A 26,044-nucleotide genomic window follows, 5' to 3' on the forward strand; every position below is an offset into this window, starting at 1 on the left:
AATATAGCCGCCACACCATGAATTCCCGTGCGATAGCCATAAAACCCGAGTCGCTGATTGTTTTCGGCGCGGGTGGTCATGGCCGGGTGGTGGCCGATGCTGCGCTGCGCGGGAAACGCTGGACGCACATTGTGGCCTCGGATCGCGACCCGCAGCGCTGTCATGGCGAACTTTTGCCTGGCGTAGATCTACTCGGTGTGCAGGGCTTGGCGGTGTTCCCATATCTGATCCACATCGCGATTGGCAACAACCTATCGCGCGAACGCGAGGCCGTGTTGTGGGGATATTCGCGCCTTGCTTCGCTGATTCATCCTGCGGCTCAGGTTTCTCCCTTCTGTACTATTGGCGAGGGATGCTTTGCGGCGGCATGTGCAGTGATAGCACCGAGCGCAAGGGTCGGAGTTTGTGTCATTGTCAATCATGGTGCCGTGGTCGATCACGATGCCCTTGTTGGATCCTTTTCCCACATTGCACCCAATGCGGTTCTTGGGGGTGAGGTGAAAGTCGGGCAACGTGTGTTGATCGGTTCTGGTGCAGTCGTACTGCCAGGTATCGTCATTGCGGATGATGTTACTGTCGGCGCTGGCGCTGTTGTGCGTGCCAACCTTGTGGACGCGGGTGTTTATGCAGGTGTCCCGGCAAGGAGAATCAAGTGAACCCAGCCACGCTGACGGCTTTAACCGTACCGCCAGGTCTTACGTTACGAGAAGCGTTGTTGCGTATGGACCAAACTGGGCGCGGAATCCTGCTCGTGCTGGACAACAAAGGTGCGCTTGCGCGTACGCTGACGGATGGCGATTTACGAAGGGCCATTCTTGGCAACGCTGGGGATTCAATGCCGGTGAGTACGTTGCCGGAAACCCCGCCGATTACAGTTGGCGAGGAAGCAAGCGCGGCAGCAGTACTTCAGTTAATGGATCAGTACCAGATAGATCACGTGCCAGTGCTGGACGCTGCGGGAAAGTTGCTGGATGTGATATTTCGTCGTGAGTTATCGCAGCGTGTCTGGCTTTCGTCGCCCCATCTCGGCGAGGAAGAAACCCTGTTTGTGGATGATGCCTTCAAGAGCAACTGGATAGCTCCGCTGGGTCCTCACGTAGACGGTTTTGAGGCAGAGCTGGCAAGCCATGTCGGTGTTGGACACGCCGCCGCTGTCAGTTCCGGAACTGCCGCCATTCATCTTGGGTTGATTTTGCTTGGCGTGAAACCCGATGACACTGTCTTCTGCTCTTCCCTGACATTCGTTGGAAGTTGCAATCCAATTGTTTATTGCGGGGCAAAACCGGTCTTTATCGACTCCGAACCTGAGAGTTGGAATATGTCGCCAGCTGCTCTTGAACGCGCTTTTGACTGGGCCAAGCGTGAGCGGAAAATGCCGTCTTGCGTCATTCTTGTCAATTTGTATGGCCAAAGCGCCGATATGGACGCATTGCTTCCGATTTGCGAGCGTTATGGTGTACCTGTACTTGAGGACGCGGCTGAGTCACTGGGCGCGCACTACAGGGGAAAGAGTAGTGGGGCTTTTGGAAAAGTTGCAGTTTATTCGTTCAACGGCAACAAGATCATCACGACATCGGGAGGGGGCATGCTGGTGGCTGACGATCCCGACCTGATCGCAAGGGCACGAAAGCTCTCGACACAGGCACGTGAGCCCGCTGCTCATTACGAGCACACCGAAATCGGATTTAACTATCGCATGAGCAATGTTCTGGCCGGAATTGGGCGAGGACAGCTTCGGGTGCTGGAACAACGTGTTTCGCAGCGTCGGCGCGTGTTTGAGCGTTATGTAGAGGCGATGGCGGATTTTCAGCAACTTCAGTGGATGCCAGAGCCGGAAGGCTGTCACTCGACCCGATGGCTGACATGTTTCACCTTGCAGGGATCAGATGCCGAAGCGAGGAGCCGCCAGGTGATGAAGGCGCTTGAGCGGCATTTGATTGAGGCCAGGCCGGTCTGGAAGCCCATGCACTTGCAGCCACTCTTTGAGGATGCTCCGTATTTTTCGCATGAACCTGATGTCGATATTTCTGCCGGTCTTTTCCGGACCGGTATCTGTTTGCCTTCGGGCTCCAATCTTGATGCGGCTCAGCAGGATCGTGTGATTGATCACTTGCGGCATGTCCTGCTCATGATGGAGGGCCGTCGTGCGCTTGCGTAAAGAGACTGTTCCGCTGTGGACTGCAGATCTCTTGCTGGTTTGCTTAGGGTGGTGGGCCGCATTTTGGTTGCGGTTTAATTTTGACATTCCTGAAGAGTTTGAAGCACTCGCCCTGCAGAGCATGCCATGGGCGTTGGCTGGGTCTTCGGCCGGACTGGTCATCGCACGCGTTGACCGGCAAATCTGGAAGTACATTGGCCTGCCCGAGCTACGGCAACTGGTTTGGGGGGTATTTCTCGGTGGACTGTTGGCTGCCGCCGCTGTGCTGATGATCCGGTATCCGGATTTTCCGCGATCTGTCCTCCTGCTGCATCCACTCGTTGCATTGATATTGCTTGGCGGAGCTCGCGCTGCCTGGCGGACATTTGTCGAGCACGGTAGCCCGTCGGACGAATCCCGGGCCTTGTTGATTGTCGGATCGCTTCATGATGCTGCCGATGCCCTGCGTGCGATCAAGGGATCCAGGCAGTGGCATTGTGTGGGTATTGCTTCATCCGTTGAGTCCGAACAAGGGCGTTATCTTCATCAGATACCGGTATTGGGATTTCCGGCTGCAATTGCCGACATGGCTGCGTCTACGGGGGCATCAACTGCGCTCATTGCCAGTCCGCCGGGCTCTCGGGAGCGTCGCGAGGTCCTCATGCAGTCCAGTCCGCCCGGACTGACGTTGCTAACCATGCCGAGGCCGGATGAATGGTTGCAGTCCGAGAGCGCAAGTCCGAGGAAAATTGAACTGGAAGATTTGCTGGGCAGGCAGGCGGTGGAACTGGACACGCAGGGACTGGCGGAGCTTTTTTCGGGGCAAACCGTGTTTGTATCGGGTGCTGGCGGGTCTATAGGGTCGGAACTTTGCCGGCAGATTGCGCGATTGGGTGTCGCCCGGCTGGTTTGTGTGGACGCCTCGGAGATTGCCATTTACAAGCTGGAGCAGGAGCTGCGGGAAGCGCATCCGCAGATGCAGGGGCTCTATTACACGGCCAATGTCAGGGAGCATGCCCGCTTGCAGGCCATCGCAATGCAGTACAAGCCCTCGGTGTTTTTTCATGCGGCAGCGTACAAACATGTCCCATTGATGGAGTTGAATAACGAAATCGAAGCGGTCCGAACCAATATTCTCGGAACCATTCACGCCGCTAAAGTGGCCGGTGCGTGCGGTGCCCAGAAGTTTGTCTTGATCTCCACTGACAAGGCAGTGAATCCCACCAATATCATGGGAGCCACCAAACGCATGACGGAACTCGTGGTGCAGAGCATTGCGCGCGAGTACACCGACACCCAGTTTGTGTCGGTTCGGTTCGGAAATGTTCTGGGCTCAAGCGGCTCTGTGGTTCCCTTGTTCACTGAGCAAATTGCGCGTGGTGGCCCGATCACTGTGACGCACCCCGACATCGTGCGCTATTTCATGACGATTCCGGAGGCCGCCAAATTAGTACTGCAGGCCGGGCTTATGGGGCGCAGTGGCCAGATTTACGTGCTCGATATGGGTGAGCCTGTAAAAATTGTGGATCTGGCCCGGATGATGATTCGTCTTTCGGGTAAATCCGAACACGACATTCCGATCACTTTCACCGGTTTGCGTCCCGGCGAAAAACTATTTGAAGAATTGATGGCTGATGACGAAACCACGGAGCCCACTCCCCATCCCAAGCTCCGTGTGGCCAAATCGTCGGGCGATCAGGCCGTTGCCATCGACGATGTAACAGCCTGGATATCCGCTGTTGGTGCCGCACCGTCCGGCGAAACCGTGAAGGCTTGGTTAACCAGTCATGTTCCGGAGTACAAATCCCGGATCTGATTTGGCCGGTTCCTTGTTTACAGCGAAATTCCTGTACGTTCCAGAATGTCGCCGACCAGTTCCAGCCGCATCAATGGGTTGTCCAGTTGCATCAGGCGCTGCTTCAATTCCAGCGGCATCGGTAACAGTTCGCACCAGCGGTTGGCGACCCATCCGCAGTCGTTCAGCCTGTAGGGTGCCAATAGCGGCATTTGTGCCTGCGGCACCTCGCGTTCCTGCAGGCTTTTGATCAGCTTGCCTAGCGCATTGGCCGTGGCCTGCAGGTCAACCGGAATTTCCACCGGTTGGTCGTCTTCCAGTCGGGTGACGTCGGCAATCCACAGGCCATGCCTGAGTTTTTCACGGCGGGTGATTTCAAAGCGCTGTGCACCGGTGCAGCGTACGACCATCAGGCCCGGCTGGGGGATTGAAAACTCAGTGATGGTGGCCAGGGTGCCCACGGTGCTGAAGGCCTCGTTTGCAAAGCCGTCGCTCGTGGGTGTGCCGGCATCGGCGGGCCGGCGCACCTCGGAGCCTTCGGTGAGCGAGACAACGCCGAAAGGCGCGCCGGCCTTGTGGCATTTTCCGATCATGTCGAGGTAGCGGACCTCAAAAATGCGCAGCGGCAGCACGCCGCCCGGGTATAGCACCGCGCCCAGCGGGAAGAGGGGGAGGGAGCTCAGCGTCAAGGCTTCTGGCATGGTCTCATCGTGCTTTGGAGTGCCGTGAACCACATCATCCCATGTGACCCGTGCGGTGAGCTTCTCGTACGTCTAATACGCTTTGCTTCAGGGGCTTTTCGAGGGGAGCTTGCCGGGTTCTCAACTGACGGCATCAGCCGGTTGGCGCAGCAGCATGGCCAGGGAATTGGCCACGGTCTTGCGCAGTTCCCTGCGGTCGCAGATCAGGTCAACTGCGCCTTTGGTCTGCAAAAACTCGGCGCGCTGAAAGCCTTCAGGCAGCGTGACGCGTACGGTGGACTCAATGACACGCGGGCCGGCAAAACCGATCAGGGCCTTGGGCTCGGCGATCACGATGTCACCCACGAAAGCAAAGCCGGCGCTCACACCGCCCATGGTCGGGTCGGTCAGCACGCTGATGTAGGGCAGTCCTTTTTTGGCCAGGCGGGTCAGCGATGCATTGGTTTTGGCCATTTGCATCAGGCTTAGCAGGCCTTCCTGCATGCGTGCGCCGCCGGTGGCGGTAAAGCAGATGAAGGGCACTTTTTGCTCGATGGCCGCATGCACGCCGCGCACAAAGCGCTCGCCCACCACGCTGCCCATGCTGCCGCCCATGAAGTCGAATTCAAAGCAGGCCACCACCACGCCGATGCTGTGTACGGCTCCGCCCATCACGACCAGGGCGTCGGTTTCCTGGGTGTTTTCCAGGGCTTCCTTCAGGCGTTCGGGGTACTTGCGGCTGTCCTTGAATTTGAGGGCGTCGACGGGCAGCACTTCCTGGCCAAGCTCATAACGGCCTTCGGGGTCCAGAAAGGCGTCCAGGCGGGCGCGTGCGCCTATGCGGTGGTGGTGGCTGCACTGCGGGCAGACATTCTGGTTTTTTTCCAGGTCGGTCTTGTAGAGCACAGCTTCGCAGCTCGGGCACTTGATCCACAGGCCTTCGGGCACGCTGCGGCGCTCGGTCGGGTCGGTGGGGCTGATTTTGGGAGGGAGGAGTTTTTCTAACCAAGACATCGAGTTAGTCCTTAGAGTGTCGGGCGGCATCCGGAGGCATTTGCCGGGCGAAAAGCGCAATTATGCGCCGGTTTTTCCGATGTTTTGCCCGGCAAAAGCAGCATGAAAAGTCAGCCTAAAGCAGTACGGATTTCTTTCAAAAAGTCATGCGCCACCGCTGCCACCTTGTCGCGCGGCTGGTTTTCAATCAGCTGGATGATCTTGCTGCCGATCACCACTGCGTCGGCCACCTTGCCGATGGCCTTGGCAGTGGCGGCGTCGCGAATACCGAAGCCCACGCCGACGGGCACGTTCACATGCTTGCGGATGCGCGGCAGCATGGCCTCCACCGCGTCCACGTCCAGGGTGCCGGCGCCCGTCACGCCCTTGAGCGAGACGTAGTAGACATAGCCGCTGGCGACTTGCGCCACCTGGGCCATGCGTGCGTCGGTGCTGGTGGGGGCCAGCAGAAAGATCAGGTCCATGCCGTGGGCGCGCAGCCGGGCGGCAAACTCCACGCACTCTTCAGGCGGGTAGTCCACGATCAGCACGCCATCCACGCCAGCTTGTGCGGCGTCGCGGATGAACGCACTTTCGGTTTTGCTGCCGCCGTGCTTGATGTCGTAGCGCTCGACAGGGTTGGCGTAGCCCATCAAAACGACGGGGGTGGCGCTGTCTTTGGTGCGGAATTGGCGCACCATCTCCAGCACCTGTGCCAGGCCGATGCCCAGGGACAAGGCCTTTTCACCGGCTTTCTGAATCACGGGGCCATCGGCGCTGGGGTCGGAAAAGGGCACGCCCAGCTCGATCACGTCGGCGCCGCCGGCCACCATGCTGTGCATCAGCTCGGGGGTGACGTCGGCAAACGGAAAACCCGCCGTGACGTACGGAATCAAGGCCTTGCGGCCCTGGTTTTTCAGCGTGGAGAAGGTGGTTGCAATGCGGCTCATGACTGCACCCCGCTTCCCTTGGCGCCGCTGGCGTCGAACGACGCTGCCGAGGCCGCGCCGCCCTTGACGGAGAGGCCGCGCATCGAAGGCCGGTCGTAAAACTCCGCGCCGGAAAGGTCGGCTACGGTGCCGATGTCCTTGTCGCCGCGGCCAGACAGGTTGACGAGCAGGCTTTGGTCAGAGCGCATGGTGCGCGCCATCTTCATGGCGCAGGCCACGGCATGGCTGGATTCAAGCGCCGGGATGATGCCTTCAGTGCGGCACAGATAGTGAAAGGCTTGCAGCGCTTCGGTGTCGGTGATGCCGACGTATTCAGCACGGCCGATGTCCTTGAGGAAGGCGTGCTCGGGGCCGACGCCGGGGTAGTCGAGGCCCGCGCTGATGCTGTGCGTTTCGGTGACCTGGCCGTCGTCGTTTTGCAGCACATAGGTGCGGTTGCCGTGCAGCACGCCGGGCAGGCCGCGCTGCAGCGACGCCGAGTGCTTGCCGCTGTCCAGGCCTTCACCGGCGGCCTCGACGCCGATCAAGCGGGTTTCGGCATGCTGGATATAGGGGTGGAAGATGCCCATGGCGTTGCTGCCGCCGCCCACACAGGCAATCACCGCGTCGGGTTGCTTCGTGCCAATGAACTCCGGCATCTGCTGCAGGCATTCGGTGCCGATCACGCTCTGGAAGTCGCGGACCATCATGGGGTAGGGGTGGGGCCCCGCCACCGTACCGATGATGTAGAAGGTGTTGTCGACGTTGGCAACCCAGTCACGCATGGCTTCGTTGAGCGCGTCTTTGAGCGTCTTGCTGCCGCTTTCGACCGGCACCACGGTGGCGCCCAGGAGGTTCATGCGGTAGACATTGGGGCTTTGGCGCTTGACATCTTCGCTGCCCATGTAGACCACGCATTCCAGGCCGTAGCGGGCGCAGATGGTGGCCGTGGCCACACCGTGCTGGCCGGCGCCGGTTTCGGCGATGACGCGCGGCTTGCCCATGCGGCGCGCCAGCATGGCCTGGCCTATGGTGTTGTTGATCTTGTGCGCGCCGGTGTGGTTGAGGTCTTCGCGCTTGAGGTAAATCTGCGCGCCGCCCTGCTCACGGCTCATGCGTGCGGCATGGTAGATCGGGGAAGGGCGACCTACAAAATGCGCCAGCTCGGAGTGGAATTCGGCGAGGAACTCCGGGTCGTGCTGGTATTTGGCGTAAGCGTCTTTCAGCTCATTGATGGCGTGGGTCAGTGTTTCAGAAACAAAACTGCCGCCGTAAATTCCGAAATGGCCTGAAACGTCAGGCTGGTGGTACTCGTACATGGTTAAGACTCTTTGCAAGTAGCTCGTCGGCGGCACGAACGGCCGCGACAAACTGGTTGATCTTGTCGGCGCTTTTGATTCCCTTGGAAATCTCGACGCCCGAACTGACATCAACGGCCAGCGTTGTGCAACGCGGCCTGACTTGCAAAATGCCATCGATCACGTTTGCAGGCGTCAATCCACCAGACAAAACGAGGTGAGCGCTGACGTTTGGAGGAAGAAGTGACCAATTGAATGTTTTCCCGCCGCCACCATAACCTTCGACATGAGCGTCGAGCAGGATGGCTTGTGCGGCCTTGAAGTCTTGTGCGTATTTTACGAGATCAAAGCCGCCGGAGGTTCCAGGCGTGCTTTCAGTGGTTTTTTCACCAAGTGGAATGCGTGCGGCACGCATGAACGGGCGCCCGGCTTCCAGGCAGGTTTCCGGTGTTTCGTCACCGTGAAATTGCAGTAAAGCCGTTGGTAGGCCTGCGCAAGCAGCTATGATTTTTATAGCGGGAGCATTGACGAAAAGCAGCACCGGCGTCACGAAAGGAGGCAGGCGGCGAGCCAGTTCGGCGGCGCGTTCGGCTGTCACATAGCGCGGGCTGGCCTCGTACATTACAAACCCGATTGCATCGGCTCCGGCAGCCACGGCCGCGTCCACGTCTTCCTCGCGGGTGAGGCCGCAGATCTTGATTCGGGTGCGGGTGGCGGGCGTCATGGAAGCCAATCATAGGCCGCTGTGCGACTTGGGAGGCCATAGTGGTCTTCATAAACCGGTCCCAAGAAGTACAACCCATCGGGTGAAAAAGTGGGCGCGGCGGCGTCGCGGCTGCGCGCATCCCTTACCTCGGCCAGCCAGCCTGGCGGGTAGTTGCCTTGGCCGACAGCCACCAGGCAGCCCATGATGTTGCGAATCATGTGGTGCAAAAAGGCGTTGGCCTCGAACTCGAAGCGCCAGTATTTGGAGCCCGTACCGGCACGCTCGGAGATGTCGATCCGGCTGATCGTTTTGACGGGGGACTTGGCCTGGCACTGCGCGGCCCGGAAAGAGCTGAAATCGTGCTCGCCAATGAGGTGCGTGACGGCCTGTCGCATCGCAGCGCCGTCCAGAGGCCGGTAAACCCAGCCGACACGCCCAGCCTCCACGCTGGGCCGTACCGGCGATTCCAGCACCACGTAGGCGTACCTGCGTGCGATGGCGCTGCCGCGGCAATGGAATTCATCGGGGACCTCGCGCGCCCATTGCACCGCGATGTCACCGGGCAAAAAGGTGTTGGTGCCGCGCACCCATGAGGCGATATCGCGCTGCAGGGGCGTGTCAAAGTGCACGACCTGCATCAGCGCATGCACGCCAGCGTCGGTGCGCCCGCAGCAGAGGGTACGAATCGGCTGGGCGGCAAACTTGGCCAAGGCCAGCTCCAGCTTGTCCTGCACGGTATTGCCCGAGAGCTGGCTTTGCCAGCCCTCGTAGGCACTTCCGCTGTAGCTGACGCCGAGGGCAATCCTCACGGTTGAACCCCGGCCGGTGCGCAGTGAACGCGGTGCGTTCAGGCTGCGCTCACGCCAAGGCGTTCAGGAACGCCTGCGCCTTGACTTTCAACGGGCCGCTGGCTTCTGCCAGCACTTCTTCGGCCAGCGAGCGGGCACCGTCGGTGTCACCCAGTGAGCGGAACTCTTCGGCCAGCATGAACTTGGTTTCAAGCGGGTCATCCGACGAAGAAGATACTTCAAACTCAGGAGCGGGACTCTCCGTTGTTGGGCCATTGAGGTCAAGTGAAAGCGAGCCCAGGTCGAATTCCAGCATGCCGCTGTCGGCTACTGCCGGGGCCGGGGCCGGAGCCGGAGCGGCCTTGACCGGCGGAACCGGTTTGGCTGGCGGGACGAACGGCTCGGGTTCAAAATTCAGGCCTTCGGACAGAAAGGAAATCTCGGGTGCCGCTTCGGCGGGTTTGGCCGCAGCAGGTGCCGGTGGCTTGGCCGCAGGCATGGCAACCGTTGCGCTGCTGAAATCCATGTTCAGGGCGGCGGGTTCCGGTTTCTTGGTAACGGGCGGGGCAACTGGTTTTGGTGCAACGGGTGCCGATATTGCCGCAGGGGTTGTGGCTGTATCAGGCTCATCACCGAGTGAGAAATCCAGGTCAAGATCAACGTCCACGGCCGGGGTTGGCGCAGGGACATTGACCGGTTGAGCCACCATGGCCACGGTACCGCCCGGGCTGAACGCCGATGTCCCGGCGGCAGAGGCTGTGCCGGCGGGCTGTCCGCCAGGCTGGTACATCGGGTTCGAAGGGTCGAGCTCTCGGCCCATCTCGGTGATGTACGCCCATTCCGGGCCATTGCCGTGGGTCAGGTTGAAGGCTTCGATGGCGACGGTCTCAAATGCCTTGCTGTCGCGGCGTTTGGCATAGATTTCCATCAGCTTGGCGTGAATTGCCACGCGCATGGGGCTGGTGCGCATCGCCTCCTTGAGGATTTCCTCAGCTTGCAGGTCGCGTCCATATGCCAGGTACACGTCGGCTTCGGCTACGGGGTCTACGTCGCCAGCGGCGTCCAATTGACTGGGCGAATACACCAGGGACGAGCCCGTGGCGTTGCCTTCATTCGTGTCAATTCTTTGGCCGCCGCTGGCGCCGAAAAAAGAATCGGGCTGCAACCTGCTTTCAAGGAAAGAGCTGTCAACCTGGGCCCCGCCTGCGCGCTGGCGGTACCGGTAAAAGCCGAATCCGGCGAGCAACGCGACCAGAAGGCCTACGCCCGGCAATACCAGGGGGTTCTCCATCAGTTCGTCTAGCAGGCTGGGTTCAGGCGGCGGCGGCGGTGGCGCAACGACCGGCTTTTTGGGCACTACTGGAGCGGCTGCGACCGGAGCAGCGGGCTCACTGGCCGCGGGGGCTGGTTGTGAAGCCGCTACAAGCGGCTCGGCGCTTGCGGCCGTCGCTGAGGCCGCAGAGGCGGGTGCCATGGCAACCGCAGGTGTCGTGCCGGCAACTGCTGCTGCGCTGGCCGCCTGTGTGGTTGTAGCGGCTGCTTTGGCGGAGGTTGCCGATGATGCGGCGATGGAAGGCGCCGAAGCTGCCGGAGCCGCCGCGGGCACCGTGACGCTGGACGGGGCTGGAACAGCCACACCTGGCGTTTTGGCCGCGCTGGCTGCGGGTGCCGCTGCCGGACCGCTTCCGAGTTTGTTGAGCTCGTTGATATTTTTGGACAGCTCCGCAACCCGTGTCGAGGCTTCTTTGGCTTGCCGTTCCTTGGCAATCTTTTCTTCGGCGGCTGTCGCTGCCTTGCCCTTGACGGCTCCCTTGGACAGGGTGAGCTTGTCGGGGGTGGTGCTGGCAGGCGCCCGGTCTTCCACCTTGGCCTCCACCTTGCCGCCGGCCTGGCGGTCGGCACCGGCTACCTGTGCCGCCGGCACGCCTTCTGCGAGTTTTCGGCGGAAAGTGTTGAAGTCCTTGCTTTGCGCGACGATGGTCTGGGTAGCTTCGCCGGGGGAGACAGCACCGGCCGATTCMGCGGTCGGAATGTCCAGCACGGCGCCGGACTTGATGCGGTTGACGTTGCCGCCGATGAAGGCATCCGGGTTGCTTCGGAGCAAGGCGACCAGCATCTGGTCCAGTGAAATGCTGGACGGCTTGTTCTGGGCAGCGATTTTGCCTGCGGTGTCACCGGATTTGACGGTGACCTGCGTGTCGCCAGCAGGGGCTTTTTCCGCCTTTGCCGCAGGTGCCTTGGCTACGGGGGCGGGCCTGGTGGCACTGGAGCCGGGGCCTGACGGGGAATAGGGGATGGACGCGATGCCTTTGGAGGGCGGCGCGGCATTGGGCGAACCGGGGCGTGACAGCACAGGTGCAGTTGGCGCAACTGCTGTGCCGCTACTGCCGGACCGCAGGGCCGGCGGGTCAAACAGCATGGTGTAGTCGCGTGTAATTCGCCCGTTCGACCAATTGGCCTCCAGGATGAGGTCCACGAAAGGCTCGGTAACGGGGCGGTTGCTGCTCAATCGAAGGAAAGCCCGTCCGTCCGTCCGACGTTGCAGGCTGACTTCGACGCCGGTGACCACCGTGCCGTATTCCATGCCTGCTGCCCTGAAGGCTTCTGCCGGTGCAACACCGGCCCGAAGGCTGGCTGCTTCATCGGGCTTGAGGTCCGTGATCTCGATTTCGGCGCGAAGGGGTTCACCCAGTGCCGATTGAACGGTGATCCGGCCCAGCGCGAGCGCATGGGCTTCAAGACTTGCCAGGCTGCCCAGCAATGCAATGGCACTCGCCAGGGCGCCAATACGCCAACGACCGCGTTTATTCATGGGGTTGGGAGCCTCCAGTGCTCGGTCTGCATGTAACTTTATTCTGCTTAAGCGCACAAAAACCTCGATGCGAATTTTCGAAAAACAACCTTAACATCAAGGCATTAGGCTGACAAGCTAAGACACCACTTAAGTTTTGACACATCGAGTTAGCATCAACTTACATGTTCAGGATGTTGTCAGACGACAACGCACGGAAACAAGTGGTTACGGATGAGCGGCCGCATGTTGGCAACCGCTTACCCCGAATTATTCACCCCTGAAGCAGTATACGGAGCATGCGGCGCAGCGGTTCGGCCGCACCCCAGAGCAACTGATCGCCCACGGTGAAGGCACCGAGGTAGTCGGGGCCCATGGCCAGTTTGCGCAGGCGACCCACCGGAATCTGCATGGTGCCCGTCACGGCGACTGGTGTGAGGTCCTTGATCGAGGCCTCACGCGTGTTGGGCACAACTTTGACCCATTCGTTGTCGGCAGCGATCATGGCCTCGATATCGGCCAGCGGAACGTCCTTCTTCAGCTTGAAGGTCAGGGCCTGACTGTGGCAGCGCATCGCGCCTATGCGCACGCAGAAGCCGTCGACCGGCGTTTCAGCCGTGCCGAAGCCAGCGCCCTGGCCCAGGATCTTGTTGGTTTCCGCGCCGCCCTTCCATTCTTCCTTGCTCATGCCGTTACCCAGGTCCTTGTCGATCCAGGGGATCAGCGAGCCACCCAGCGGCACGCCGAAATTGGCCGTCTCATCGCTATTCAGTGATTGCTGTTTGGCCAGCACGCGGCGGTCGATTTCCAGGATGGCTGATTTGGGATCGTCCAGCAAGGCGCGGACTTCGCTATTGAGCGTGCCATATTGCGTCAGCAGCTCGCGCATGTGCTGGGCGCCGCCGCCGGACGCCGCCTGGTAGGTCATGCTGGTCATCCATTCGACGAGGCCGGCCTTGTACAGCGCACCCACGCCCATCAGCATGCAGCTCACCGTGCAGTTGCCGCCAATCCAGTTCTTGCCGCCCTTGGCCATGGCGTTCTGGATGACCGGGAGGTTAACCGGATCCAGGATGATGATGGCATCGTCGTTCATGCGCAGCGTGGAGGCCGCGTCAATCCAGTGGCCCGTCCAGCCGGCGGCGCGCAGCTTGGGGAAGACTTCAGTGGTGTAGTCGCCGCCCTGTGCCGTGATGATGATGTCGCACTTCTTCAACGCTTCAATGTCAAAGGCGTTCTTCAGGGTAGTTTCGTTTTTGGCCTGGGCCGGGGCTTTGCCGCCGGCGTTCGAGGTCGAGAAGAAAACCGGCTCGATCAGGTCGAAGTCGCCTTCAGCCTGCATGCGGTCGATCAGGACGGAGCCGACCATGCCGCGCCAGCCGACGAGTCCCGTGAGATTGCCTTTGAGTTTCATTGCGTTGCCCTTCAAAAAGTCAAAAATAAGGCTTTTTGGCCCGGCTCATCGAGCCGGCAGGGCACGACGAACCAGGCTTGCTAGCCTTTAATGGTGGTCGTTTTGGTGATCTGGGCAAAAACCGGCGCAGCGCCGATCGCGCGCGTAGCGGCGATAAAGCGGGTGAGTGCGGGGTTTTTGCGCATGGTGTTAATTGTAGCCAGGCTTGGCTTTATCGGGGCTGGCAGCCGCCTCAAACCCGTTTTTTACCCTTGGTTTGAGGCGATTTGCGGTAAAAAAACGTCAGGTCAGCGCTTTTACGACTGCGTTGCCCATCTCCACCGTGCCGACCTTCGTCGTGCCTTCGCTATAGATGTCAGGCGTGCGCAGGCCCTGGCTCAGCACGGCGTCCACGGCTTTTTCGATGCGGGCGGCGGCCTCGGGCTGGTTCAGGCTGAAGCGCAGCATCATGGCCGCGCTCAGGATGGTGGCCAGCGGATTGGCCACGCCCTTGCCGGCGATGTCGGGTGCGCTGCCGTGGCTGGGTTCGTACAGGCCCTGGTTTTTGTCGTTCAGACTGGCCGAAGGCAGCATGCCGATGGAGCCGGTGAGCATGGCGGCGGCATCAGACAGGATGTCGCCGAACATGTTGCCGGTGACGACCACGTCGAACTTCTTCGGTGCCTTCACCAGCTGCATGGCGGCGTTGTCGACATACATGTGGTCCAGCGCGACGTCGGGATACTGCTTGCCGACTTCGGTGACCACGTCTTTCCAGAGCTGGAAGGTTTCCAGCACGTTGGCCTTGTCGACGCTGGTGACGCGCTTGTCACGCTTGCGGGCCGCCTGGAAGGCCACGTGGGCGATGCGTTCGATCTCGGGGCGCGAATAGCGCATCGTGTCAAAGGCCTCTTCCGAGCCGGGGAAGTGGCCATCAGGCGAAACGCGGCGGCCGCGCGGCTGGCCGAAGTAGATGTCGCCGGTCAGCTCGCGGATGATGAGGATGTCCAGGCCGGACACCAGTTCGCGCTTGAGGCTAGAGGCGTCCACCAGCTGCGCATAGCAAATGGCGGGGCGGAAGTTGGCAAAGAGGCCGAGATTCTTGCGCAGGCCCAGGATGGCCTGCTCGGGCCGCAACGGGCGGTCCAGCGAGTCGTATTTCCAGTCGCCGACCGCGCCGAACAGTACGGCGTCGGCTTCCTTGGCGAGCTTCAGCGTAGGTTCGGGTAGCGGATGGCCATGGGCCTCATAGGCTGCGCCTCCGACCAGTGCACTTTCGGTTTCAAACTTCAGGTCAAGCGCCTTCAAGACCTTGACGGCTTCTGCGACGATTTCGGTGCCGATGCCGTCACCCGGGAGAATTGCGATTTTCATTTTTACTATCTTTTTTATAGCTTCTTGCGCCCGTCCCTATTGGTCTAGAGCGCGATTTGGTTGTTAATTTAGCCTGCCACCGTGTGGTTCAGCCACGGTTTGGTTGCCAGGCGCTCGGCTTCAAAGGCCTTGATCTTGTCGCTCTGGCGCAAGGTCAGGCCAATGTCGTCCAGGCCGTTGAGCAGGCAGTACTTGCGGAAAGCCTGCACGTCGAAAGGCAGCTCTTCGCCCTGCGGCTTGACGATCACCTGGCGCTCCAGGTCGACCGTGAGCTGGTAGCCGGGGAAGGCCAGCGCTTCGTCGAACAGCTGGGCCACCTGCGCCTCGGGCAGCACGATGGGCAGCAAGCCGTTCTTGAAGCTGTTGTTGAAGAAGATGTCGGCATAGCTGGGCGCGATGATCGTGCGAAAGCCGTATTGGTCCAGCGCCCRGGGCGCATGTTCACGCGAGGAGCCGCAACCGAAGTTCTTGCGAGCCAGCAGGATGGAGGCGCCGGCGTAGCGTGGCTGGTTCAGCACGAAGTCCGGGTTGGGCTTGCGGCTGGCCGGGTCCTGGCCGGGAAAGCCCGCATCCAGGTAGCGCCATTCGTCAAACAGGTTGGGGCCGAAGCCGGTCTTGCGGATGGACTTGAGGAACTGCTTGGGGATGATGGCGTCGGTGTCGACGTTCTCGCGGTCCATCGGGGCGACCAGGCCCTTGTGTACGGTGAATTTCTGCATGGTGCGGCTCTTTAAGAGAATTTTCTGATGTCAACGAAGTGACCGTGCACTGCCGCCGCCGCGGCCATGGCCGGGCTGACCAAATGCGTACGCCCGCCAGCGCCTTGCCGGCCTTCGAAGTTGCGGTTGGATGTCGATGCGCAACGCTCGCCTGGCTCCAGCCGGTCGGCGTTCATGGCCAGGCACATCGAGCAGCCTGGTTCGCGCCATTCAAAGCCGGCGGCCACAAAAATCTTGTCCAGGCCTTCGCGCTCGGCCTGTTCCTTGACCAGGCCGGAGCCCGGTACCACCAGCGCGAGCTTGACGTTCTTGGCAACCTTCTGGCCGATCTTTTTGATGACGGCGGCTGCCTCGCGCATGTCCTCGATGCGGCTGTTGGTGCAGGAACCGATGAACACCTTGTCGATGTACAGGTCGTTCAGCGCCTTGCCGGGCTCCAGGCCCATGTACTTCAACGCGCGTTCGATGGCATCGCGCTTGTTGGCGTCTTTTTCCTTGTCGGGGTCGGGCACGCGGTCGTCGATGGACAGCACCATTTCGGGCGAAGTGCCCCAGGTGACTTGCGGCAGGATCTGGCTGGCGTCGAGCTCGACGACGGCGTCGAACTTCGCGTCAGCATCCGAGTGCAGCGTGTTCCAGTATTTGGCGGCCATATCCCATTCGACGCCGGTGGGCGAGAGCAAGCGGCCTTTGACGTAATCAATGGTTTTCTGGTCGACCGCCACCAGGCCGGCGCGGGCGCCGGCTTCAATTGCCATGTTGCAGACCGTCATGCGGCCTTCCATGCTGAGCGCACGAATCGCCGATCCGGCGAATTCAATGGTGTAACCCGTGCCGCCTGCCGTGCCGATCTTGCCGATGATGGCCAGCACGATGTCCTTGCCCGTCAGGCCGGGGGCGAGCTTGCCTTCAACCTTCACGAGCATGTTTTTGGCTTTTTTGGCCAGCAGGGTTTGCGTCGCCATCACGTGCTCGACCTCGCTGGTGCCGATGCCGTGCGCCAGCGCGCCGAAAGCGCCGTGCGTGGAGGTGTGCGAGTCGCCGCAGACCACCGTCATGCCGGGCAGCGTGGCGCCGCTTTCGGGGCCGATGACATGCACGATGCCCTGGCGCTTGGAGAGGAAGGGGAAGAAGGCGGCCGCGCCGAATTCCTTGATGTTGCTGTCCAGCGTGGTGATCTGTTCCTTGCTCACCAGGTCGGTGATGCCGTCGTAGCCCAGTTCCCAGCCGGTGGTCGGCGTGTTGTGGTCGGCGGTGGCGACGATGGAGCTGATGCGCCAGACCTTGCGGCCGGCCTCGCGCAGGCCTTCAAAGGCCTGCGGGCTGGTGACTTCGTGCACCAGGTGGCGGTCGATGTAGAGGATGGCTGTGCCGTCGTCTTCGGTATGAACGACGTGCTCGTCCCAGATTTTGTCGTAGAGGGTGCGTCCCATGGTTTCCTTCGTGGTCTCTCGTTGTCGTCTGTCGTGAGGGTGATTTTAGGCCGCTGAACTCGCAGCCATGGCTGCGGTTTGGGCGGGTCGGGCTGCATTGGCGTGCGGTTCGGCGGGCTGTGTGAGGTGCTCCACCAGCAGCCGCGCCGTCAGGGGCAGGGTGGAAAAGTCTCGCGCCACCAGCTGGATCTGGCGCTCGGCCCAGGCGTCCAGCAGGGGTATGGACTCCAGCTCGCCGACGCCGTGCATGAGCTCAAAAGCGCGCTGCGGCATCACGCCGACGCCCAGGCCGTTGTGGATCATGCGGCACATGGCGTCCAGGCCGGTGACATGGATGCGCAGCTTGATGGTGCGGCCCAGCCGGGCGGCCGCCTCGCGCATGGCCAGGTAAATCGAGCTGTTGGAGTGCAGGCCGACCTGGTCGTAGTCCAGTGCTGCTTCAAATTTGAKAGCGCCTTGCGCAAACAGGGCGTGGCCTCTGGGCACAATCAACACTAATTTATCGGTGCGGTAGGGCAGTACCTGCAGGTCACCCGCGCCGTCGGCGGTGTTGCAGATGCCCAGATCGGCCGCGCCTTCCTGCACCGCCCGGACCACCTCGGTGCTCAGGTGCTCTTCCAGATCGATCTTGATGCCCGAATGCTCGCGGGTGAACGCGCCCAGGTCTTCCGGCAAAAACTGCACGATGGCCGATATGCTGGCGTGCACGCGCACATGGCCGCGCACGCCGTCGGCGTATTCGCTGAGCTCGCTCTGCATCTTCTCCAGGCTGAACAGCACCGAGCGCGCATGGTGCAGCAGGCTTTCGCCGGCGGGCGTCAAATCGACCCCGCGGGTGTGGCGGTACAGCAGCGGTGTGTCCAGCGTGATTTCGAGGTCGGAGAGGCGTTTGCTCACGGCCGAGGCGGCAATGAATTCGCGCTCAGCCGCCTTGCCGATGCTGCCGAGCTCGCACACGGCCACAAAGAGCTGAAGCGAGGTCAGGTCAATGCGGCGGGCAAAGTTGCGTTCGGAGCTTTTCATGGCATGGGCGTGGCGTCATCGTGTTAGACGATGGTGAAACGCTATTTTGCTACCACGATTGATGTTTTGTCATCGCATTACGCGATGCCCTGCTTGCCAATAGGCGTTTTCGGCCTCGGACCACCAGAATTTTAGATGTTTTGAGGCTCTAGACTAATAGGGACGAGCGAAAGCAGCTATCAAAAACGTAGCAGGCAGCTGCAGGGCCTTGGGGCATAAAAAAGCCCGCCGGTGTTGCCACGGGCGGGCTTTGTGTCAACGCGAGGTGGCTTAGCGCTTGGCCAGCGGCAACACCTGACGGGTCGTGGAGCCGGTGAACAACTGGCGTGGACGGCCGATCTTGTACTCGGGGTCGCCGATCATTTCGTTGAGCTGGGCGATCCAGCCGACGGTGCGGGCCAGCGCGAAGATCGCCGTGAACAGCGGCACCGGGATGCCGATGGCGCGCTGCACGATGCCGGAGTAGAAGTCGACGTTGGGGTAGAGCTTGCGCGACACGAAGTATTCGTCTTCCAGGGCAATCTTTTCCAGCGCCATGGCGAGCTTGAACAGCGGGTCGTTTTCCAGGCCCATTTCCTTGAGCACTTCCTTGCAGGTTTCCTGCATCAGCTTGGCGCGCGGGTCGTAGTTCTTGTAGACGCGGTGGCCAAAACCCATCAGCTTGACGCCGGAGTTCTTGTCCTTGACCTGCTTGATGAAGTCACCGATTTTCTCGATGCCGCCGGCTTTCTGGATGTCGCCCAGCATGTTGAGTGCCGCTTCGTTGGCGCCGCCGTGTGCCGGGCCCCAGAGGCAAGCCACGCCGGCAGCAATCGCTGCAAATGGGTTGGTGCCGGACGAACCGCACAGGCGCACCGTGGAGGTCGAGGCGTTTTGCTCATGGTCTGCGTGCAGGATGAAGATGCGGTCCAGCGCGCGTTCTAGCACCGGGTTGACCTTGTACTCTTCGCACGGCGTGGCGAACATCATGTGCAGGAAGTTGCCGGCATAGCTCAGGTTGTTCTTGGGGTACATGTAGGGCTGGCCCACGGTGTACTTGTAAGCCATGGCGACCAGCGTCGGCATCTTGGCGATCAGGCGGATGGCGGAGATATCGCGGTGCTCGGGATTGGTGATGTCGGTGCTGTCATGGTAGAAGGCCGACAGGGCGCCGACCAGGCCGGTCATGATGGCCATCGGGTGCGCGTCACGGCGGAAACCGCGCAGGAAAAACTGCATCTGTTCGTTGACCATGGTGTGGTTGGTCACGCGGCTGACGAAGTCTATTTTCTGCTCGGTATTGGGCAGCTCTCCGTACAGCAGCAGGTTGCAGGTTTCCATGTAATCGCAGTTGGTGGCCAACTGCTCGATGGGGTAGCCGCGGTACAGCAGCTCGCCCTTGTCGCCGTCGATGTAAGTGATGGCCGACTGGCAGGCAGCGGTCGACAGGAAACCGGGGTCATAGGTGAACATGCCGGTCTGGGCATACAGCTTGCGGATATCAACGACGTCCGGACCAACGCTGCCCTGGTAGACCGGCAACTCGATGCTGGGGCTGCCGTTGCTGAAGGACAGGGTGGCTTTGTTGTCAGCTAGCTTCATTTCGTGCTTCTTTCTTTCGTATCAGTGTCAATGGAGGACGGACGCGTAATCAGGGGCCGGCGCTGCAGGCTGCAGCAACTTTAAAACTTCATGGGCTTCAGAAGTAGAGGCGCTTGCCTTGGCCGCTTCATCGGGCAGCTGGCTGGCAACTTTTCGTTTTAACAGCAGGTCCAGCAAATCGTTGTCGGACAAATCCATTAAATCATTTAACCCTTTAGCCTGCCTGACGGTTAGCGTCGCTTCGTGCGCCAAAAAGAAGCGCTCAATCAGCAAATCGTTTTCCAGCAGGCCGCGCCGGCAACGCCACTTGAGCTTGCTCAGGGCTCGCTCGTCCAGCAGGGCGTCGGCGGTTTCCATATCGTTCAGACCGTGGAGGTTTCGCCGCCGGGCCGCCCCAAGGCGAAACGCGCCCCCTCGGGGGGCAGCGAAGTACACGAAGTGACGAGCGTGGGGGCCATGGTCACGCCGCCGGGCCGCCCCAAGGCGAAACGCGCCCCCTCGGGGGGCAGCGAAGTACACGAAGTGACGAGCGTGGGGGCCATATTTTCAAACTGTCCTGAGAACCATCATTTCCTTGATCTTGCCAATCGCCTTGGTCGGGTTCAGGCCCTTGGGGCAGACGTCGACGCAGTTCATGATGGTGTGGCAGCGGAACAGGCGGTACGGGTCTTCCAGGTTGTCCAGGCGCTCGGCGGTGGCTTCGTCGCGGCTGTCGGCGATGAAGCGGTAGGCTTGCAGCAGGCCGGCCGGGCCGACGAACTTGTCGGGGTTCCACCAGAAGCTGGGGCAGGAGGTGGAGCAGCTGGCGCACAAAATGCACTCGTAGAGGCCGTTGAGCTCATCACGCTCCTCGGGGCTCTGCAGGCGCTCTTTTTCGGGCGGCACGTTATCGTTGATCAGGTAGGGCTTGATCGAGTTGTACTGCTTGAAGAACTGCGTCATGTCGACGATCAGGTCGCGCACCACGGGCAGGCCCGGCAGGGGCTTGAGGATGATGACCTCGGGCAGCGTGCGCATGTTGGTCAGGCACGCCAGGCCGTTCTTGCCGTTGATGTTCATCGCATCGGAGCCGCAAACGCCTTCGCGGCACGAGCGGCGAAAGCTGATGGTCGGGTCCTGCGCCTTCAGCTTCATCAGCGCGTCCAGCAGCATGCGCTCGTGGCCGTCGAGCTCTACCTCGATGGTCTGCATGTAGGGCTTGGCATCGGTGTCCGGGTCGTAGCGGTAGATCTTGAAGGTACGTTTGGTCATGGGGTTCTCGCTTCTTGTGGGGTCGCAGGGCCGTCTGTCTGTTTGTCGTCTTGTTTTAGAACGTGCGCGTCTTTAGTGGCACGGACTCGACGGTCAGGGGCTTCATCTGCACCGGCTTGTAGGCCAGGCGGCTGCCTTCGCTGTACCAGAGCGTGTGCTTGTGCCAGTCGGTGTCGTTGCGGCCGTTCGGGTGCGCGGGCGTGTCGCCGTAGTCGTCGACAGAGTGCGCGCCGCGGCTTTCCTGGCGGGCCGCGGCGGACACGATGGTGGCCTGCGCTGCTTCGATCAGGTTTTCCACTTCCAGCGCTTCGATGCGCGCGGTGTTGAAAATTTTCGACTTGTCCTTGAGGCCGATGCTGTTGACGCGGGCGCGCAGCGCGGCGATTTTCGTCACGCCTTCGTTCATGATGGCCTGTGTGCGGAACACGCCGGCATGCTGCTGCATGGCGGCGCGCAGGTCGTTGGCCACGTCTTGCGCGTATTCGCCGTCGGTTGCGTTGTCCAGGCGCGCGATGCGGGCCAGGGTCTTGTCGGCGGCATCCGCCGGCAGCGGTTTGTGCGTGGTGGTCTTGGCGAACTCGACGATGTGGTTGCCGGCGGCCTTGCCGAACACCAGCAGGTCGAGCAGCGAGTTGGTGCCCAGGCGGTTGGCGCCGTGCACGCTGACGCAGGAGCATTCGCCCACCGCGTACAGGCCGTTGACCACCTGGCTCTGGTTGCTGGCGTCCTGCGTGACAACCTGGCCATGGATGTTGGTCGGGATGCCGCCCATCTGGTAGTGGATGGTGGGCACCACGGGAATCGGTTCCTTGGTGATATCGACGTTGGCGAAGTTGTGGCCGATCTCGAACACCGAAGGCAGGCGCTTCATGATGGCGTCCACGCCCAGGTGGGTCATGTCCAGCAGGATGTAGTCCTTGTTGGGGCCGCAGCCGCGGCCTTCCTTGATTTCCTGGTCCATGGAGCGCGAGACGAAGTCGCGCGGCGCCAGGTCTTTCAGCGTGGGCGCATAACGCTCCATGAAACGCTCGCCGTTGCTGTTGCGCAGAATTGCGCCTTCGCCGCGGCAGCCTTCGGTCAGCAGCACGCCGGCGCCGGCCACGCCGGTGGGGTGAAATTGCCAGAACTCCATGTCCTCGAGCGGGATGCCGGCGCGCGCCGCCATGCCCAGGCCGTCGCCGGTGTTGATGAAGGCGTTGGTTGATGCGGCAAAAATGCGCCCTGCGCCGCCGGTGGCCAGCAGCGTGGTCTTGGCTTCAAAGATATGAACATCGCCGGTTTCCATTTCGAGGGCGGTCACGCCCACGACATCACCAGCCGAATCGCGAATCAGGTCCAGCGCCATCCACTCGACGAAAAAGCTGGTTTTTTCCTTGACGTTTTGCTGGTACAGCGTGTGCAGCATGGCGTGGCCGGTGCGGTCGGCTGCGGCGCAGGCGCGCTGCACGGGCTTTTCGCCGTAGTTGGCGGTGTGGCCGCCGAAGGGGCGCTGGTAAATCGTGCCGTCGGGGTTGCGGTCGAAAGGCATGCCCATGTGCTCGAGGTCGTACACGACCTTGGGAGCTTCGCGGCACATGTATTCAATGGCATCCTGGTCGCCGAGCCAGTCGGAGCCCTTGACGGTGTCATAGAAGTGGTAGTGCCAGTTGTCTTCGCTCATGTTGCCGAGCGATGCGCCGATGCCGCCCTGGGCTGCAACGGTGTGCGAGCGGGTGGGGAACACTTTGGAAAGCACGGCCACGTTGAGGCCGGCGCGTGCCAGCTGCAGCGATGCGCGCATGCCGGAGCCGCCGGCACCGACGATGACGACGTCAAATTTGCGCTTGGGGAGTTTGGATGTTGCTGTCATGATTTTTGTGGGGGTGTCGGTCTTCTTGTCGGGTCTGTGGGGTCAGCGAGGGCTTAAAGGCGCCACAGGACCTGGATGCCCCAGCCGGCGCAGGCCACCAGCCAGACAATCGTGAAAACATTCAGAACCAGCTTGATGGAGGCTGGTTTGACGTAGTCCATCCAGATGTCGCGCATGCCGACCCACACGTGCAACAGCAGGGCAACGATGACCACAAACGTCAGCGTCTTCATCCATTGGGACGAGAAAATGCCGGCCCATTTGTCGTAGCCGATGGGGCCTTTGCTGAAGATGACCTGGGCCAGGACCAGCACGGTGAAGAGGGCCATCAGCGCGGCCGTGATGCGCTGCGCGAGCCAGTCGCGCAAACCATAGTGGGCACCGACAACGATGCGCTTGGAGCCGTAGTTAACTGCCATTTTTGTGCTCCTTGATTAGTACGCGCCGAAGAGCTTGAGTGCCAGCACGATTGAGATGCCTATGCTCACAGCCAGTGTGAAGAGGGCGGATGATTTGCCGAATTCCTTGCTGACGGCGGCGTGGCTCACGTCCATCCACAAGTGGCGCAGGCCGGCGATGAAATGGTGCAGGTAAGCCCAGATCAGGGCCAGCGCCACCAGTTTCCAGATGATGCCGGGAAGGCCCAGCATGCCAACATTGAAGGCCCCCTTGAATTTCTCGAACGAGATTTCAGAGGAGATCGAAGTGTCGAACATCCAGATGATGAAGGGCATCAGCAAAAACATGATGAACCCGCTGATACGGTGAAGGATGGAGACAATGCCTGCGAGGGGGAGGCGATAGGAGGGGAGGTCGGTCAGAGCGTTGATGTTGCGGAACTCGGGCCGCTTCTTCGCTACGGTTGTCGCTGATTCGGACATACTTGGCTTTCTGTGTTTTTGAGTAACGGCTTTGTAACTGCCAAAGCGGCTCAACCCGAAATTCTATTGCAATGCAGCAACAATCCCGGCTGCTTCGGGTGATGGCCGGAAATTTTTGTCGGGAAAAGTGCGTTTGGCTGCGCAACAGTTCGCAATTGCTGCGCGAAGGTCGTCGTAACTGACATGACGATTACAAATCACCCCATCCGGACGGCAATTCAGCGGCGCGCATATATCGCTGCTGACGCCTCGTTGGTGTCATGGCTTGAAGGGTTTTCATCGTCAGTCATGTCGTTATGGGTTGCACCGGCGGGCTCTCGCGGCCATGCTGCGGCAGGTTAGCCTGGCAGGGTTTTCTGTTGCCCTTGAGCCTGCTGCCGCTGTTCAGTTCAGTGTGTTGTGATAGTGATGTGTGTCGGTGCGGTAGTAGCCGCGGCGCAGCTCCATGGGGGCATCGTTGTAGGTGTAGGCGATGCGCTCCACGCTCAAAAGCGGTGCTCCGTGCTCTACTTTTAATAGCAGCTCGCGCCCGTCAGCGGCTGCTTCAGCGCGTATTTTTTCTTCGGCGCGAACCATCCGCACGTTGAATTCGGTCTCAAACAACGCATACATGGGGCCGTGGTAGTCGGCCAGCCGCTCGGCTGTCAGGCCCTTGAAGGGTGCGGCAGGAAGCCAGATGTCTTCAAGAATGGTGGGTGTGCCGGCAAAGCTCAGCACGCGTCGGGCCTGCAGCACGGCGTCCCCGGTGCGCAAGGCCAGCGTGCGTGCAATCTCGGCGCTGGCGCGCACGCGCCGGCAGTCGATGATGTCGCGTTGGGCCGGGCCTTCGCTGCCCGGCGTGCCGCTGTCGGGGACCAGCTTGAGAAAGCGGAACTGGACATGTTGCTCGGCGTGGGTGGCGACAAAGGTGCCCTTGCCCTGGCGGCGGACCACCAGGTTGTCGGTGGCCAGCTCGTCGATGGCCTTACGCACCGTGCCCTGGCTGACGCGGTAACGCGCTGCCAGGTCCATCTCGGAAGGGATGGCTTCGCCCGGTTTCCATTCGCCTGATTGCAGGCTTTGCAGGATCAGGGCCTTGATCTGCTGGTACAGCGGACTGAACGCCGGCGTGGCACCTGGAAAGTCATCGGCGGGTAGGGCGGGAATGGCGGTCATGGGTTGGATTCTGGCTGGCCGTATCATATCTTATATAAGACATAAGACAAATTGACGCCCGCTGCTTTTCAAGCGTAAAATCTTTGGCTGAGCCAGCGCGCGGCCTGCCGTTTTGCGGTGATTTTGACGGGTAAAAGCATAAGACCCGTCAGTAATCACTTCCAGATATTCCAGGGTCGCGCCAGACATCTCACACCACATCCCTCATCTCAACCGATTTTCAACTTCCTGGAGTCCTCCCATCATGAGCAAAAAACCCGTCCGCGTTGCAGTCACCGGTGCAGCAGGCCAAATCGGTTACGCATTGTTGTTCCGCATTGCTTCCGGCGAAATGCTCGGCAAGGACCAGCCCGTCATTCTTCAATTGCTCGAAGTGCCCGTTGAAGGCCCGCAAAAAGCGCTCAAGGGCGTGATGATGGAACTCGACGACTGCGCGTTCCCGCTGCTGGTCGGCATGGAAGCCCACAGCGACCCGATGACCGCCTTCAAGGATGCCGACTACGCGCTGCTGGTCGGTTCGCGCCCACGCGGCCCTGGCATGGAACGTGCCGAGCTGTTGGCCGTTAACGGCGCCATCTTCACGGCGCAGGGCAAGGCGCTCAACGCCGTCGCCAGCCGCAACGTCAAGGTGCTGGTGGTTGGCAACCCCGCCAACACCAATGCCTACATTGCCATGAAGAGCGCCCCTGACCTGCCGCGCAAGAACTTCACCGCCATGCTGCGCCTGGACCACAACCGCGCCGCCAGCCAGATCGCAGCCAAGACCGGCAAGGCCGTGGCCGACATTGAAAAACTCACCGTCTGGGGCAACCACTCGCCCACGATGTACGCCGACTACCGTTTTGCCACCATCAAGGGCGAAAGCGTCGCCAAGATGATCAACGACCAGGAATGGAACGCCAACGTGTTCCTGCCTACCGTCGGCAAGCGCGGCGCCGCCATCATTGAAGCGCGCGGCCTGTCCTCGGCCGCATCGGCCGCCAATGCCGCCATCGACCACATGCGCGACTGGGCCCTGGGCACCAACGGCAAGTGGGTCACCATGGGTATCCCTTCGGACGGCCAGTACGGCATTCCGAAAGACGTCATGTTCGGTTTCCCCGTGACCTGCGAAAACGGCGAATACAAACTGGTCGAAGGCCTGGAAATCGACGCTTTCAGCCAGGAACGCATTACCAAGACCCTGGACGAGCTTAAGGGTGAGCAAGACGGCGTCAAGCACCTGCTCTGAGCAATTAATGAGCGATGTGCGCCGCGCAGGGCCGCCC

The 26,044-nt window shown here is 61.0% G+C and carries 23 protein-coding genes; 4 read left to right on the forward strand and 19 right to left on the reverse strand.

The window, feature by feature from the left end:
- Positions 1–17: 17 nt before the first annotated feature.
- The 3 genes from AC1DY9_RS08145 to AC1DY9_RS08155 are packed head-to-tail and all read left to right on the forward strand — an operon-like array spanning position 18 to position 3,953.
- The gene (locus AC1DY9_RS08145; protein WP_457279354.1) at positions 18–656 is read left to right on the forward strand and encodes an acetyltransferase; all 639 of its coding nucleotides are present in this window, start codon (positions 18–20) and stop codon (positions 654–656) included.
- Complete coding sequence (locus AC1DY9_RS08150; protein ID WP_477666252.1) at positions 653–2,158, forward strand: DegT/DnrJ/EryC1/StrS family aminotransferase; 1,506 nt, start codon at positions 653–655, stop codon at positions 2,156–2,158. The genes AC1DY9_RS08145 and AC1DY9_RS08150 overlap by 4 nt, the downstream gene beginning before the upstream one ends.
- Complete coding sequence (locus tag AC1DY9_RS08155; protein WP_457279352.1) at positions 2,145–3,953, forward strand: polysaccharide biosynthesis protein; 1,809 nt, start codon at positions 2,145–2,147, stop codon at positions 3,951–3,953. Before AC1DY9_RS08150 ends, AC1DY9_RS08155 begins: the two co-directional genes overlap by 14 nt.
- A gap of 17 nt (positions 3,954–3,970) precedes the next feature.
- On the opposite strand, the gene AC1DY9_RS08160 is transcribed toward AC1DY9_RS08155, so the two are convergent.
- From AC1DY9_RS08160 to AC1DY9_RS08250, 19 genes are all read right to left on the reverse strand, one after another.
- Complete coding sequence (locus AC1DY9_RS08160; RefSeq protein ID WP_457279351.1) at positions 3,971–4,633, reverse strand: LON peptidase substrate-binding domain-containing protein; 663 nt, start codon at positions 4,631–4,633, stop codon at positions 3,971–3,973.
- Positions 4,634–4,753: 120 nt separating this feature from the next.
- Positions 4,754–5,626, reverse strand: coding sequence for an acetyl-CoA carboxylase, carboxyltransferase subunit beta (gene accD / locus AC1DY9_RS08165; protein WP_457279350.1), 873 nt, complete (start codon positions 5,624–5,626; stop codon positions 4,754–4,756).
- 110 nt (positions 5,627–5,736) lie between these two features.
- Positions 5,737–6,555, reverse strand: a complete 819-nt coding sequence (gene trpA, locus AC1DY9_RS08170) for a tryptophan synthase subunit alpha (RefSeq protein WP_457279349.1) — start codon at positions 6,553–6,555, stop codon at positions 5,737–5,739.
- Positions 6,552–7,853 (reverse strand): tryptophan synthase subunit beta, encoded by a 1,302-nt coding sequence (gene trpB, locus AC1DY9_RS08175; RefSeq protein WP_457279348.1) that lies wholly within the window; start codon positions 7,851–7,853, stop codon positions 6,552–6,554. Before trpB ends, trpA begins: the two co-directional genes overlap by 4 nt.
- Positions 7,831–8,556, reverse strand: a complete 726-nt coding sequence (locus AC1DY9_RS08180; RefSeq protein ID WP_457279347.1) for a phosphoribosylanthranilate isomerase — start codon at positions 8,554–8,556, stop codon at positions 7,831–7,833. Before AC1DY9_RS08180 ends, trpB begins: the two co-directional genes overlap by 23 nt.
- Positions 8,553–9,347, reverse strand: coding sequence for a tRNA pseudouridine(38-40) synthase TruA (truA, locus tag AC1DY9_RS08185; RefSeq protein WP_457279346.1), 795 nt, complete (start codon positions 9,345–9,347; stop codon positions 8,553–8,555). The genes AC1DY9_RS08180 and truA overlap by 4 nt, the downstream gene beginning before the upstream one ends.
- A gap of 49 nt (positions 9,348–9,396) precedes the next feature.
- Positions 9,397–12,138 (reverse strand): FimV/HubP family polar landmark protein, encoded by a 2,742-nt coding sequence (locus AC1DY9_RS08190; RefSeq protein ID WP_477666253.1) that lies wholly within the window; start codon positions 12,136–12,138, stop codon positions 9,397–9,399.
- Between the two features lie 253 nt (positions 12,139–12,391).
- Positions 12,392–13,531, reverse strand: coding sequence for an aspartate-semialdehyde dehydrogenase (asd, locus tag AC1DY9_RS08195; RefSeq protein ID WP_457279344.1), 1,140 nt, complete (start codon positions 13,529–13,531; stop codon positions 12,392–12,394).
- A gap of 282 nt (positions 13,532–13,813) precedes the next feature.
- Positions 13,814–14,884, reverse strand: coding sequence for a 3-isopropylmalate dehydrogenase (leuB, locus tag AC1DY9_RS08200; protein WP_477666254.1), 1,071 nt, complete (start codon positions 14,882–14,884; stop codon positions 13,814–13,816).
- 68 nt (positions 14,885–14,952) lie between these two features.
- Positions 14,953–15,603, reverse strand: coding sequence for a 3-isopropylmalate dehydratase small subunit (gene leuD, locus AC1DY9_RS08205; protein WP_477666255.1), 651 nt, complete (start codon positions 15,601–15,603; stop codon positions 14,953–14,955).
- 11 nt (positions 15,604–15,614) lie between these two features.
- Positions 15,615–17,036, reverse strand: a complete 1,422-nt coding sequence (gene leuC / locus AC1DY9_RS08210; protein WP_457279340.1) for a 3-isopropylmalate dehydratase large subunit — start codon at positions 17,034–17,036, stop codon at positions 15,615–15,617.
- 45 nt (positions 17,037–17,081) lie between these two features.
- Positions 17,082–18,059 carry a LysR family transcriptional regulator gene (locus AC1DY9_RS08215; protein ID WP_477666256.1) on the reverse strand — a complete coding sequence of 326 codons (978 nt, stop codon included), beginning with the start codon at positions 18,057–18,059 and terminating at the stop codon, positions 17,082–17,084.
- A 270-nt stretch (positions 18,060–18,329) separates the two neighbouring features.
- Positions 18,330–19,640, reverse strand: coding sequence for a citrate synthase (gene gltA / locus AC1DY9_RS08220; protein WP_457279338.1), 1,311 nt, complete (start codon positions 19,638–19,640; stop codon positions 18,330–18,332).
- 27 nt (positions 19,641–19,667) lie between these two features.
- The gene (locus tag AC1DY9_RS08225) at positions 19,668–19,997 is read right to left on the reverse strand and encodes an FAD assembly factor SdhE (protein WP_457279337.1); all 330 of its coding nucleotides are present in this window, start codon (positions 19,995–19,997) and stop codon (positions 19,668–19,670) included.
- Between the two features lie 189 nt (positions 19,998–20,186).
- Positions 20,187–20,891 (reverse strand): succinate dehydrogenase iron-sulfur subunit, encoded by a 705-nt coding sequence (locus AC1DY9_RS08230; RefSeq protein WP_122955671.1) that lies wholly within the window; start codon positions 20,889–20,891, stop codon positions 20,187–20,189.
- A 55-nt stretch (positions 20,892–20,946) separates the two neighbouring features.
- Positions 20,947–22,740, reverse strand: coding sequence for a succinate dehydrogenase flavoprotein subunit (gene sdhA / locus AC1DY9_RS08235; RefSeq protein WP_477666257.1), 1,794 nt, complete (start codon positions 22,738–22,740; stop codon positions 20,947–20,949).
- Between the two features lie 53 nt (positions 22,741–22,793).
- Positions 22,794–23,159, reverse strand: a complete 366-nt coding sequence (gene sdhD, locus AC1DY9_RS08240; protein WP_457279335.1) for a succinate dehydrogenase, hydrophobic membrane anchor protein — start codon at positions 23,157–23,159, stop codon at positions 22,794–22,796.
- 15 nt (positions 23,160–23,174) lie between these two features.
- A complete protein-coding gene (sdhC, locus tag AC1DY9_RS08245) occupies positions 23,175–23,621 on the reverse strand; it encodes a succinate dehydrogenase, cytochrome b556 subunit (protein WP_457279334.1) in 447 nt (148 codons plus the stop codon).
- A gap of 384 nt (positions 23,622–24,005) precedes the next feature.
- Positions 24,006–24,776, reverse strand: a complete 771-nt coding sequence (locus tag AC1DY9_RS08250; RefSeq protein ID WP_477666258.1) for a GntR family transcriptional regulator — start codon at positions 24,774–24,776, stop codon at positions 24,006–24,008.
- A gap of 244 nt (positions 24,777–25,020) precedes the next feature.
- On the opposite strand from AC1DY9_RS08250, the gene AC1DY9_RS08255 reads away from it, so the two are divergent.
- Positions 25,021–26,007: a malate dehydrogenase gene (locus AC1DY9_RS08255; RefSeq protein WP_457279332.1), complete on the forward strand. Its 987-nt coding sequence runs from the start codon at positions 25,021–25,023 to the stop codon at positions 26,005–26,007.
- Positions 26,008–26,044 lie beyond the last annotated feature (37 nt).

The sequence above is a fragment of the Polaromonas sp. P1_F6 genome (assembly GCF_056405695.1).